Source organism: Cellulosimicrobium sp. SJTW-1, assembly GCF_047716875.1.
GTDB lineage: Bacteria > Actinomycetota > Actinomycetes > Actinomycetales > Cellulomonadaceae > Cellulosimicrobium > Cellulosimicrobium funkei.
This window is the reverse complement of record NZ_CP136680.1, coordinates 1,375,441-1,387,451: the sequence shown is the minus strand read 5'-3', so window position 1 is coordinate 1,387,451 and position 12,011 is coordinate 1,375,441. Positions and strand designations below refer to the sequence as shown.

Below are 12,011 nucleotides of genomic sequence, written 5' to 3'. Positions count from 1 at the left end.
GTGCCGCTCACCCGCGACGAGATGGCCGCGCGCGCCGCGCGCGAGCTCCAGGACGGCTGGTACGTCAACCTCGGCATCGGCCTGCCGACGCTCGTGCCCAACTACGTGCCCGCGGACAAGCACCTCGTGCTCCAGTCGGAGAACGGGATCCTCGGCGTCGGGCCGTACCCGACCGAGGACGCCGTCGACCCCGACCTCATCAACGCCGGCAAGGAGACCGTCACCGTCCTGCCGGGCGCCGCGTTCTTCGACTCCGCGCTGAGCTTCGGCATGATCCGCGGCGGCAAGATCGACGCCGCGATCCTCGGCGGCATGCAGGTCTCCGAGACGGGCGACCTCGCCAACTGGATGATCCCCGGCAAGATGGTCAAGGGCCCCGGCGGCGCGATGGACCTCGTGCACGGGGCGGGCCGCGTGATCGTGCTCATGGAGCACGTGGCGCGCGACGGGTCGCCCAAGATCCTGCGCTCGTGCTCGCTGCCCCTCACGGGACGCGGGGTCGTGCACCGGGTCATCACCGACCTCGCGGTGATCGACGTGACGCCCGACGGCCTCGTGCTGCGCGAGACCGCGCCCGGCGTGAGCGTCGACGACGTGCGGGCCGCGACCGAGCCCGACCTCGCCGTCGCGCTCGACGACGCCCCGCTCGACGTCGCCGACGCCGGCCCGGGACCGTCCACGCAGGCCGCGGGGACGCCGTCGTGACGCGCGACGTGCTGCGCCGCGACGTCCCGACCCCGCGCGGTCGCGAGCACGTGCGCGAGGTCGTGGCCGACGGCGACGTGCGGGCCACGGTCCTGCTCGTGCACGGCAACTGCTCGTCGTCGGCGTTCTTCGACCCGCTGCTGCGCGCGCTCCCCGCCGACGTGCGCGGCGTCGCCGTCGACCTGCGGGGGTACGGCGACGCCGAGCCCCGGCCCGTCGACGCGACGCGCGGCGTGCGGGACTTCGCCGACGACGTCGCGGCCGTCCTCGACGCGCTCGACCTCGCGCGCCCGCTCGTCGCCGTCGCGCACTCGGCGGGGGCGGGCGTCGTGCTGCAGCTCGCGACCGACCGGCCCGACCTGTTCGACGGCATCCTCCTCGAGGCTCCCATGTCGCCGTACGGGTTCGGCGGCACGCGCGACGTCGACGGGACGCCGCTCTCCCCCGACTTCGCGGGATCGGGCGGCGGGACGGCGAACCCCGCGTTCGTCGCGGCGCTCGCCGCCGGCGACCGCAGCGAGGACGCCGGGTCGCCCCGCGACGTGCTGCGCCGGTTCTACGTCGCCGACCCGGCGGCGCTCGCCGAGCCGCTCGGCGCGCTCGAGGAGCTCCTGCTCGACTCCGTGCTCTCCACGCGCACGGGCGACGACAGCTACCCGGGCGACCGGACGGCGTCGCGCACGTGGCCCGGCGTGGCGCCCGGGACGCGCGGCATGAACAACGCGATCAGCGCGAAGTACTGCGACCTGTCCGGCTTCGCGACGTCCGGCGCCACCGCGCCCGTCCTGTGGGTGCGCGGCGACGCCGACGCGATCGTCTCGGACACGTCGCTGTTCGACCTCGCGCAGCTCGGCGCGCTCGGCGCCGTCCCCGGCTGGCCCGGGGCCGAGACGCACCCGCCGCAGCCGATGGTCGCCCAGACCCGGGCCGTCCTCGACGCCTACGCGGCCGCGGGCGGGCGGTACCGTGAGGAGGTGCGGCCCGGCGTCGGGCACAGCCCCCACCTCGAGGAGCCGGACGTGTTCCTCGGGCTCCTGCTCGGGCTGGTCGACACTGCCGTTGCCGACGTCGACGCCGCCGCCGCACGAGCGGGCGCCACACCCCCGGCGCCCGCGCAGACACCGCCGTCCGCACCCCTGGAGGTTCAGCCGTGAGCACCACCACCCCGCACTCCCCCCACGACGTCGTGGTCGTCGCCGCCGCCCGCACGCCCCAGGGCCGTCTCAAGGGCTCGCTCGCCGCGCTGACGGCGGTCGAGCTCGGCGCCGTCGCCGCGCGCGCCGCGATCGAGCGCTCGGGCCTTGGCGCGGACGCCGTCGACGCCGTCGTGCTCGGCCAGGTGCTCCAGGCCGGGGCGGGCCAGAACCCCGCGCGCCAGACGGCCGCCGCCGCGGGCGTCGGCTTGGACGTGCCCGCCGTGACGGTGAACAAGGTGTGCCTCTCGGGGCTCACCGCCGTCATCGACGGCACGCGGATGATCCGCTCCGGCGAGGCGGAGGTCGTGCTCGTCGGCGGTCAGGAGTCCATGACCAACGCGCCGCACCTGCTCCCCGGGTCGCGCGCCGGGTTCGCGTTCGGGGACGCGACGCTCGTCGACGCCGTCGCGCGCGACGGGCTCACCGACGCGTTCGACCACGCCTCCATGGGCGTCTCGACCGAGCGCACCAACGTGGGCGACGTGTTCGTCTCCCGCGAGGAGCAGGACGCCGTCGCGGCGGCCTCGCACCAGCGCGCCGCGGCCGCGGCGAAGGACGGCCTGTTCGACGCCGAGCTCGCCCCCGTGAGCGTCCCGCAGCGCCGGGGCGAGCCGGTCGAGGTGCGCGACGACGAGGGCGTGCGCCCCGACACGACCGTCGAAGGCCTCGCGCGCCTGCGGCCCGCGTTCGACCCCGAGGGCACCATCACCGCGGGCAACGCGTCGCAGATCTCCGACGGCGCTGCCGCGCTCGTGCTGACCACCCGCGCCCGGGCCGAATCCGCGGGTGCGCCGGTGCTGGCGACCGTGCGGACGTGGGGCCAGGTCGCCGGCCCGGACACGTCCCTGCACTCCCAGCCTGCCCGCGCGATCCGGCAGGCCCTCGACCGGGCCGGGTGGACGGTCGACGACCTCGACCTCGTCGAGATCAACGAGGCCTTCGCGACCGTCGTCGCGGTCTCCACGCGCGTGCTCGGCGTCTCGCCCGACGTCGTCAACGTGCACGGTGGCGGCATCTCGCTCGGGCACCCGATCGGCGCGTCCGGCGCCCGCCTCGCCGTGCACGCGGCGCACGAGCTCGCGCGCCGCGGGGGCGGGCGCGTCGCCGTCGGGCTGTGCGGCGGCGGGGGCCAGGGCGAGGCGCTGCTGCTCGAGGCGTAGGGCTCGCCCGGGTCCGGTGGACCGACGGCGCCCCGGCCGTTCGAGGGGACGGCTCGGGGCGCCGCGCCTACGATCGCGGGGTGCAGCCCACCGCGACGGAGACCCGCGCCCCCGAGCCCGTCGACGAGGAGCGCCCCCGGCACGGCGCGTGGGGGCGGTGGCTCCGGCGGTTCTCCGCGACCGGGCTCGTGGTTGCGCTCGCCTGGTTCTGCCTGTCGTTCACGCCGTCGCTCATCCCGCGCGCCTGGTACTACCAGGCCGTGATCTCGGGCGTGAGCGCCGTCGGCGGGTACGCCGTCGGCGCGCTCGTCGAGTGGTTCGCTGTGAAGGTCGGGCTGCGGATCCGGTGGACCGCGCGCGCGAGCCGGATCGCGTGGTGGGTGCTCGCCGGGGCGACCGTCGTGCTCGTGCCGCTGGCGCTGATCCTCGGGGCGCGGCGCCAGATCGAGCTGCGGCACCTGTTCGGCATGTCGGAGGATGTCCCCGGACGCGAGGTCGTCACGCTGCTCGCGGCGCTCGCCGTCGCGCTGCTCGTGCTCCAGGCGGGCCGCGGCCTGCGCCGCGTCGCCCGATGGCTGAGCGTCCTCGTCGGCAAGGTCGTGCCTGCCCCCGTGGCGCGGTTCGTCAGCGGCGTCGCGGTCGCCGTCGTCGTGGTCCTGCTGTTCAACGGCGTCATCTGGTCAGGCACGCTCAGCGCGCTGAACTCGGTCTACGCGGCGGCGAACGCCGAGATCAGCCCTCGGCTCACGCCCCCGACGCTCCCCGAGCGGTCCGGCTCCCCCGACTCCCTCGAGCCCTGGGACTCGCTCGGCGCGGAGGGGCGCAAGTTCGTCGTCTCCGGCCCGACCCTCGACGAGCTGCGCGCGTTCGCCGCGGCGGGCGACGTCGTCGACCCCGCGGACGTGCGCGAGCCGATCCACGCGTACGCGGGCCTCGACCCCGAGGGCGACCTCGACGCCACGGCGGCCCGCGTCGTCGACGAGCTCGACCGGACGGACGCGTGGGACCGGTCCGTCCTCGTCGTCGCGACCACGACCGGGACCGGCTGGGTGGACCCCGCCATGGTCGAGGCGCTCGAGCTCATGCACGGCGGCGACACCGCGATCGCCAGCATGCAGTACTCCTACCTGCCGAGCTGGATCAGCTTCGTCGGCGACCGCTCGACCCCGCCCGCCGCGGGCAAGGCGCTGTTCGAGGCGGTGTGGGCGCGGTGGTCGGACCTGCCCGAGGACGACCGCCCGCGCCTGCTCGCGTTCGGCATCTCGCTCGGGTCGTTCGGGATGCAGGGCGCGTTCAGCGGCGTGCAGGACGTCGAGGCGCGCTCCGACGGCGCGATGTTCACCGGGACGCCCGGGTTCACGCCGATGTGGCGCGAGCTCACCGACGCGCGCGACCCCGGGTCGCTCGAGTACGCCCCCGTGGTGGACGAGGGCCGCCAGGTCCGCTGGGGCGACCCGGTCGCGACCGGCGTCGCGGACCTCTGGGGCCCCGGCCCGCGCTGGGACGAGCCGCGCGTCGTGTACCTCCAGCACGCGTCCGACGGCGTCACCTGGTGGGGCCCGGAGACGCTGTGGTCCGAGCCCGACTGGCTCCGCGAGCCGCGCGGGCCCGACGTGCTCGGCGACGTGCGCTGGTACCCGTTCGTCACGTTCTGGCAGCTCACGGGCGACCTCTTCGTCGCGGCCGCGTCCGACATCCCGCCCGGCCACGGGCACGTCTACCAGCTCGAGTACGCCGACGGCTTCGCCGCGCTGCACGCGCCCGACGGCTGGACCGACGCCGACACCGCGCGCCTCAAGGACGCGATGGTCGCTCCCGTCGAGGGCGGCTCGATCGGCTGACGGCCGACCGGCGTCCGCCGACCCGGCTCGCACGGACGGCGCGCACCGGGCGGAGCGCGCGCAGGCACGGGCCGGCTAACCCGGCGCGTGGGCCTCGAGGAACGAGAAGACCTCGGTCTGGTCGACGCCGGGGAACGCGCCGGTCGGCATCGCCGCGAGCATCGACGCGTGCGGGCGGGCGCTCGGCCAGGCGTGGCCGGCCCAGCGGTCGGCGAGGTCGTCGGGCGGGCGGCGGCAGCACGCGCCGTCGGGGCAGCGGGACACGAGCCGCTCGGTCGTGTCGCGCCCGAGGAACCACTTGACGTGCGCGAACGGGACGCCGACGCTCACGGAGAACTCGCCGTCGGCCGACGCCTGCACGCGCGACGTGCACCAGTAGGTGCCGCTCGGGGTGTCCGTGTACTGGCTGAACGGGCTGAGCCGGTCCTCGACGGCGAACACGGTGCGCGCGGTCCAGCTCCGGCACACGTACTGCCCCTCGACCGCGCCGAGCGGGTCGGCAGGGAAGCGCACGCCGTCGTTCTCGTAGGCCTTGTGGATCACCCCGGACTCGTGCACCTTCATGAAGTGCACCGGGATGCCGAGGTGCTTCGTCGCGAGGTTGGTGAACCGGTGCGCGGCGGTCTCGTACGACACCGCGAACGCGTCCCGGAGGTCCTCGATGGAGATCTCGCGCGCGTCCTTCGCGGCGCGCAGTGCCTTGACCGCGTGCCGCTCCGGGAGCAGGAGCGCCGCGGCGAGGTAGTTGGCCTCGACGCGCTGGCGGAGGAACTCGCGGTAGTCGCGCGGCTCCGCGTGCCCGAGCACGTGCGGCGCGAGCGCCTGGAGCAGCGCCGACGTCGCGTTGGACCGCCCGCGCATCCCGTTGCTCGGCAGGTACACGCGGCGGTGGCGCAGGTCGAGCACGGACCGGGTGGAGTGCGGCAGGTCGCCGACGTAGTGCAGCGTGAAGCCGAGGTGGGCGGCGAGGTCGGCCGCGACGCGCTGGGGCATCGGCCCGCCCGCGTGCCCGACGCCGTCGAGCAGCCCGGCCGCCGCGTCCTCGAGCTCGGGGAAGTAGTTGTCCTGCGCGCGCATGGTCGCGCGCAGCTCCGCGTTCGCGCGGCGCGCCTCCTCGGGCGTGGCGGCGCGCTCGGTGTGCAGGCGCTGGAGCTCGCGCTCGAGGGCGACGATGGTCTCGAGCGCGTCGGTGGGCAGCGACTTGCCCACCCGCACGGGCCGCAGCCCGAGCGCGTCGAAGAGCGGGCCGCGCTGCGCGCGCTCCAGCTCGATCTCGAGCGCGTCCCGGCGCGAGGGCGCCTCCGGCGAGAGCAGGTCGTCGAGGCTCGCGCCGAGCGCGCGCGCCACCGCCTGGAGCTGGCCGAACTTCGGCTCGCGCTTGCCGTTCTCGAGGAGCGACACCTGCGACGGCGCGCGGCCGATCGCGGCGCCGAGCTCGTCGAGGGTCATGCCGCGCGCGGTGCGCAGGTGCCGGATCCTGCGGCCGATCGTCAGGGCGTCGGGCTCGCTCTCGAGCGGGATTTCCGCATGTTCCGCGATTCCGGCCGGTCGCGTCGTCGGGATAGCCATGACTGAGAGTGACACGCGCCACTCCTTGCGCACAAGAGAAGAACCGCGTTTCTTTCGTCCGATCTGGCTTGAGAAGGGCTTGCAGGCGGGAGGAAGGTCGAAGCACGGACCTCGCCGAGGTCCACCGACCGGCCCGGCCGGCCCGCACCACGCGGGCCGGCGCACCACCAGGAGGCACCCGTGAACAGGCCCACCATCGTCAGCCGCCGCTCCCCGTCCGAGTACGCGGGCGGCGCCCGCCCGCTCGGCGCCGTCGCGACGACGGCGACGGTCACCGGCCCCGGCTCCGCCCCGACCCCGGGCGACGCCTCGCGCCCGTCCGCCCGTCCGGGCGACCAGACGCAGAGCGCCGCCGAGCTCGCCGAGCAGTGGGCGACCGACCCGCGCTGGGCCGGCCTGCAGCGCGACTACACCGCCGAGGACGTGGTCGCGCTGCGTGGCTCCGTGCGCGAGGAGCACACGCTCGCCCGCCGCGGCGCCGAGACGCTGTGGGACCTCATCCACACCGAGGAGTGGGTCGCCGCGCTCGGCGCGTTCACCGGCAACCAGGCCGTGCAGCAGGTGCGGGCGGGCCTCAAGGCGATCTACCTGTCCGGGTGGCAGGTCGCGGCCGACGCCAACCTGTCCGGACAGACGTACCCCGACCAGTCGCTCTACCCCGCCAACTCCGTGCCCGCCGTCGTGCGCCGCATCAACAACGCGCTCCTGCGCGCCGACCAGATCGAGACGGCGGAGCGCGCGGCGTCGGACGGGCAGGCGCCCGACCGCGACTGGCTCGCCCCGATCGTCGCCGACGCCGAGGCCGGGTTCGGCGGCCCGCTCAACGCCTACGAGCTCATGCACTCGATGATCGCCGCGGGCGCGGCGGGCGTGCACTGGGAGGACCAGCTCGCGTCCGAGAAGAAGTGCGGCCACCTCGGCGGCAAGGTGCTCGTGCCCACGAGCCAGCACATCCGCACGCTCAACGCCGCGCGTCTCGCGGCCGACGTCGCGGGCGTGCCGTCGATCGTCATCGCCCGCACGGACGCGCTCGCCGCGGACCTCCTCACGTCCGACGTCGACGAGCGCGACCAGCCGTTCCTCACCGGCGAGCGCACGTCCGAGGGCTTCTACCGGGTGCGCCCCGGCTTCGACGCGGTCGTCGCGCGCGGCCTCGCGTACGCGCCGTACTCCGACCTCATCTGGGTCGAGACGGGCGAGCCCGACCTCGAGCTCGCGCGGACGTTCGCCGAGGCGGTCCACGCGCAGCACCCGGGCAAGAAGCTCGCCTACAACTGCTCGCCGTCGTTCAACTGGAAGAAGCACCTCGACGACGCCCAGATCGCGAGCTTCCAGAAGGAGCTCGCCGCGATGGGCTACGCGTTCCAGTTCATCACGCTGGCCGGCTTCCACGCCGTCTCGCACTCCATGTTCGAGCTCGCGCGCGGCTACAACGAGCGCGCGATGTCCGCCTACGTCGAGCTGCAGGAGGCCGAGTTCGCCTCCGAGGCCGACGGCTACACCGCCACCCGCCACCAGCGGGAGGTCGGCACCGGCTACTTCGACCGGGTCGCCACGGCTCTCAACCCCGACGCCGCCACCCTCGCGCTCGCCGGGTCCACCGAGACCGCCCAGTTCCACTAAGCCCTTCGCGAGGTAGAGGAGCGGTCCCGCGAGGTAGAGGCCTGGTCATGACCACGCCTCTACCTCGCGGGACCCAGGCCCTACCTCGGCCTGCCAGAGCTCTACCTCGCGACATCGACCTTCGGAGCACGCCATGACCACGCTGACCACGACCACCTCTCCCCCGTCGTCCCCTGCCCCCGCGAGCAGCCCGCGGGTCACCGGGACCCTGCGCGTCACCGGCACGCTGGGCGAGCGCTACCGCGAGATCCTCACGCCCGAGGCGCTCGACTTCCTCACGCTGCTGCACGACCGGTTCGTGGCGCGCCGCCACGAGCTGCTCATGGACCGCCAGCAGCGCCGCCAGGACGTCGCGGACGGCATCGACCCCGACTTCCGCGCCTCGACGCGGCCCGTGCGCGACGACCCGTCGTGGCGCGTCGCGGGCTCGGCCGGCGCGCCGGGACTCGAGGACCGCCGCGTCGAGATCACCGGCCCGACCGACCCCAAGATGACGATCAACGCCCTCAACTCCGGCGCCAAGGTCTGGCTCGCAGACGCCGAGGACGCGTCGAGCCCCACGTGGCGCAACGTGATCGAGGGCCAGCTCGCGCTGCACGACGCGATCCGCGGGACGCTGACGCACACGACCGGCTCGGGCGAGCACCGCAAGGAGTACCGCCTGCGCTCGACGACGCTCACCGACCTCCCGACGATCGTGTTCCGCCCGCGCGGGTGGCACCTCATCGAGAAGCACATGCGGTACGTCGACCGGGCGGGCGTGAGCGTCTCGGCGTCGGCGTCGCTCGTCGACTTCGGGCTGTACCTGTTCCACAACGCGCACGAGCTCGTGGCGCGCGGGCGAGGCCCGTACTTCTACCTGCCCAAGCTCGAGGGGCACCGCGAGGCCCGGCTGTGGAACGACGTGTTCGTGCTCGCCCAGGACTACCTCGGCCTGCCGCAGGGCACGATCCGCGCCACGGCGCTCATCGAGACGCTGCCCGCGGCGTTCGAGATGGAGGAGATCCTCCACGAGCTGCGCGACCACTGCGCCGGGCTGAACGCCGGGCGCTGGGACTACCTGTTCTCCGTGATCAAGGCGTTCCGCACGCGCGGCGACTCGTACGTGCTGCCCGACCGCGCGCAGGTCACCATGACCGCGCCCTTCATGCGCGCGTACACCGAGCTGCTCGTGCAGACGTGCCACCGGCGCGGCGCGCACGCGATCGGCGGCATGAGCGCGTTCATCCCGGACCGCCGTCGGCCGGACGTCACCGAGCGCGCGTTCGAGCAGGTGCGCGCGGACAAGCGCCGGGAGGCGACGGACGGGTTCGACGGCACGTGGGTCGCGCACCCCGACCTCATCGAGGTCGCGCGCACCGAGTTCGATGCGGTGCTGGGGGACGCGCCGAACCAGGTCTCGCGGCAGCGCGACGACGTCCGGGTGGGCCAGCACGAGCTGCTCGACATCGGGTCGGCCCGCCGGGCCGGGGCCACCGTCACCGCTGCGGGGCTGCGCTCGAACGTCTCCGTCGGGGTGCGGTACCTCGAGTCGTGGCTGCGCGGCGTCGGGGCCGCCGCGATCGACCACCTCATGGAGGACGCCGCGACGGCCGAGATCTCGCGGTCGCAGGTGTGGCAGTGGATCGCGTCCGGCACGCGCACCGAGAACGGCGTGCCGATCACGCGCGAGCGCGTCGAGGCGCTGCTCGCGGAGATCGTCGACGACCTGCCGCGCACCCCGGGGAACCGGATCGACGACGCCGCGCACGTGTTCCGCGCCGTCGCGCTCGCCGAGGACTTCCCGACGTTCCTCACCATCGGGGCGTACTCGCAGTTCCTCGTGGGTTCCGAGGTGGACCAGCCGTAGCGCGGTCTCCCGCCCTCCACGGCCCCGGTGCCGTCGCCCCACCCGGCGGCGGCACCGAGGCCGTGCTCACGGGCGCGTGCCATCGCCCTCGACGGCGGAGACCGCAGTGTGGGAGCATCCGGCCACGCACGGTGGCACCTGTCGTCCGGGCGCCCGCCCGCACGACACCGGAGCACCATGAGCACCCCTGTGACGCCGCCGTCCTCGCCGACGCCCCCTCCCGGCCCGCCGCCCTCCTCCCCCGGCCCGGCCGCGCACCCGAACCCGTACGCGGCGCCGCCGTCCGCAGCGCACCCCGGCCCTCCGTACGCGGGCGCCCCGCAGCCCCTCGCACCGCACCCGGGACCGCCGCACCCCCACGTCCCGCAGCCGGCCCCGCCGCGCGCGGCACCGGGGCGTGGCGGTCTGTCTCGGACGGCCGTCGGGCTGCTCGTCGGGGTCGTGTGCCTCGTGGTCGGGGGCGGGACGGGGTACGCCGCGGGCGTCGCGACCGACGCCGGCGCCCGGATCGCCGCGTGGGTCACGGCCCCGACCGACGACGCGTACGGCGACGAGTGGCCGGGCGACGGCTGGTCGGACGAGGACTGGCCCGAGGGCGACTGGGAGGGCACGGGCACCCGCGACGACCCGTGGCTGTTCGACGGGTACACGATCGGCGGCGAGGAGTGGGAGGTCCTCCTCGAGGAGCCGTACGAGGCGACCGCGGACGTGCTCGCGCACGACGACGTCAACGCCCCGCCGCCCGACGGCGTCGAGTACTGGATCGTGCCCGTCACCGCCACCTACACCGGGTCCAGCTCGCAGGTGACCGCGTGGGGCGCGGTCGACGTCGGGTTCGTCGGCGACGACGGCGTCCACGCCGAGGGCGGGTGCGGCGCGGTGCCGCACGCGCTCGTGAGCACGGGCCTCATCGGCTCGGGCGACACCGTGACCGGCAACGTGTGCCTCGCGGTGCCGGCAGGCGCCCCCGGCCTCTGGACGCTCTCGCTGGAACGGTACGAGCCCTGGTACCTGCGCGCGGCCGACCCGCTCGCGGGCTGACCGCCCTTCCGACCTGGTCGACGCCCCGCGGGCCGGACGGCCCGGTCAGCCCACGGGGCGGCGCGCGTCGAACACGTCGCGGTTCTCGCGGATGGTGCGCGTGTGGGCGAGCGCCCACTCGACGAGCGCGAGCACGGGCGGCAGCAGCGTCTCGCCGAGCCCTGTGAGCGCGTAGTCGACGCGCGGCGGCACGACGGCGTGCACCGTGCGGCTCACGAGGCCGTCCCGCTCGAGCTGGCGCAGGTTGAGGGTGAGCATGCGCTGCGAGATCCCGTCGATCCCGTGGAGCAGCTCGGTGAAGCGCTGCGGGCCGGCGGAGAGCATCCCCAGGATGAGGACGCTCCACTTGTCGCCCACCCGGTCGAGGACCGAGCGCACCTCGCTCGTCGCCTCCGCCGCGGCGCAGCCGCGGTCGACCGGGATGCCGTGGCGCTCGGCGAGCTCGCGCACCACCGGCACGTCCGTGCTGGGCGTCGTCGTCATGGGGGTCTCCGTCTTCTCCGGGTGCTGCTCCGTGTGCCTCACGCACACCGGTGTGCCTTGTGTACCGGTGCTCATGGTTACCCATCATGTGCCCAGGCACAAAGAGTGACCGGCCAGCCTGGGCCGTCGCCGCCTCGTCTCGAAGGACTCACGCATGAACGTCGCCCTGTGGATCGCCTCCGGTCTGCTCGCCCTCGCCTTCCTCGGCGCGGGGCTCATGAAGGCCCTGCGCCCGATCCCGGTGCTCCAGGAGCAGATGCGGTGGGTCACGCCCGAGCGCGCGGCGGGCGTGCGCGCCATCGGGTGGCTCGAGGTGGCCGGCGCCGTCGGAGTGATCCTCCCCTGGGCGCTCGGCGTCGCGCCGGTGCTCACCCCCGTCGCCGCGGTCGGGCTCGCGCTCACGCAGGTCGGCGCGATCCCCCTGCACCTGCGCCTCGGCGAGGCGAAGGCCGTCCCGGTGAACGTGGTCCTGCTCGCCCTCGCGGTGTTCGTCGCCGTCGGCCGGTTCGCAGGGCTGTGACCCGCGGGCGGGCCGCGGCCCGCC

10 protein-coding genes are annotated in these 12,011 nt (G+C 75.0%); 8 read left to right on the top strand and 2 right to left on the bottom strand.

Translation table 11 applies throughout. From position 1 onward, the window contains the following. The 4 genes from RSE42_RS06265 (at position 1) to RSE42_RS06250 (ending at position 4,902) form a co-directional block, all read left to right on the top strand. Positions 1-705: a CoA transferase subunit B gene (locus RSE42_RS06265; RefSeq protein WP_051028158.1), complete on the top strand. Its 705-nt coding sequence runs from the start codon at positions 1-3 to the stop codon at positions 703-705. Further along, positions 702-1,859 (top strand): alpha/beta fold hydrolase, encoded by a 1,158-nt coding sequence (locus RSE42_RS06260; protein WP_415298247.1) that lies wholly within the window; start codon positions 702-704, stop codon positions 1,857-1,859. Before RSE42_RS06265 ends, RSE42_RS06260 begins: the two co-directional genes overlap by 4 nt. After that, a complete protein-coding gene (locus RSE42_RS06255) occupies positions 1,856-3,061 on the top strand; it encodes an acetyl-CoA C-acetyltransferase (RefSeq protein ID WP_415298246.1) in 1,206 nt (401 codons plus the stop codon). The genes RSE42_RS06260 and RSE42_RS06255 overlap by 4 nt, the downstream gene beginning before the upstream one ends. A gap of 80 nt (positions 3,062-3,141) precedes the next feature. Then, positions 3,142-4,902, top strand: coding sequence for an alpha/beta hydrolase (locus tag RSE42_RS06250; RefSeq protein WP_415298244.1), 1,761 nt, complete (start codon positions 3,142-3,144; stop codon positions 4,900-4,902). Between the two features lie 75 nt (positions 4,903-4,977). Here RSE42_RS06250 and RSE42_RS06245 read toward each other — a convergent pair whose 3' ends face one another. Then, entirely contained in the window at positions 4,978-6,471 is a 1,494-nt protein-coding gene (locus RSE42_RS06245) for a helix-turn-helix transcriptional regulator (protein ID WP_061266961.1), read from the bottom strand. Between the two features lie 180 nt (positions 6,472-6,651). Between RSE42_RS06245 and aceA the strand changes: the two genes are divergently transcribed. The 3 genes from aceA to RSE42_RS06230 all read left to right on the top strand — a co-directional run bounded on the left by aceA (position 6,652) and on the right by RSE42_RS06230 (position 10,984). Continuing rightward, positions 6,652-8,094 carry an isocitrate lyase gene (gene aceA / locus RSE42_RS06240; protein WP_232322602.1) on the top strand — a complete coding sequence of 481 codons (1,443 nt, stop codon included), beginning with the start codon at positions 6,652-6,654 and terminating at the stop codon, positions 8,092-8,094. Between the two features lie 133 nt (positions 8,095-8,227). Further along, complete coding sequence (aceB, locus tag RSE42_RS06235; RefSeq protein ID WP_415298242.1) at positions 8,228-9,943, top strand: malate synthase A; 1,716 nt, start codon at positions 8,228-8,230, stop codon at positions 9,941-9,943. Between the two features lie 177 nt (positions 9,944-10,120). Continuing rightward, a complete protein-coding gene (locus tag RSE42_RS06230; RefSeq protein WP_396050870.1) occupies positions 10,121-10,984 on the top strand; it encodes a hypothetical protein in 864 nt (287 codons plus the stop codon). 45 nt (positions 10,985-11,029) lie between these two features. On the opposite strand, the gene RSE42_RS06225 is transcribed toward RSE42_RS06230, so the two are convergent. Then, entirely contained in the window at positions 11,030-11,467 is a 438-nt protein-coding gene (locus tag RSE42_RS06225; protein ID WP_354050884.1) for a winged helix-turn-helix transcriptional regulator, read from the bottom strand. A 154-nt stretch (positions 11,468-11,621) separates the two neighbouring features. Between RSE42_RS06225 and RSE42_RS06220 the strand changes: the two genes are divergently transcribed. Continuing rightward, positions 11,622-11,987: a DoxX family protein gene (locus tag RSE42_RS06220; RefSeq protein WP_415298239.1), complete on the top strand. Its 366-nt coding sequence runs from the start codon at positions 11,622-11,624 to the stop codon at positions 11,985-11,987. The last annotated feature ends 24 nt before the right edge of the window (positions 11,988-12,011 follow it).

What these genes read in the sequence shown, in the direction of transcription:
- RSE42_RS06245 (WP_061266961.1), bottom strand. Translation starts at nt 6,471, where the DNA reads ATGGCTATCCCGACGACGCGACCGGCCGGAATCGCGGAACATGCGGAA.
- aceB (WP_415298242.1), top strand. Translation starts at nt 8,228, where the DNA reads ATGACCACGCTGACCACGACCACCTCTCCCCCGTCGTCCCCTGCCCCC.
- RSE42_RS06230 (WP_396050870.1), top strand. Translation starts at nt 10,121, where the DNA reads ATGAGCACCCCTGTGACGCCGCCGTCCTCGCCGACGCCCCCTCCCGGC.
- RSE42_RS06225 (WP_354050884.1), bottom strand. Translation starts at nt 11,467, where the DNA reads ATGACGACGACGCCCAGCACGGACGTGCCGGTGGTGCGCGAGCTCGCC.
- RSE42_RS06220 (WP_415298239.1), top strand. Translation starts at nt 11,622, where the DNA reads ATGAACGTCGCCCTGTGGATCGCCTCCGGTCTGCTCGCCCTCGCCTTC.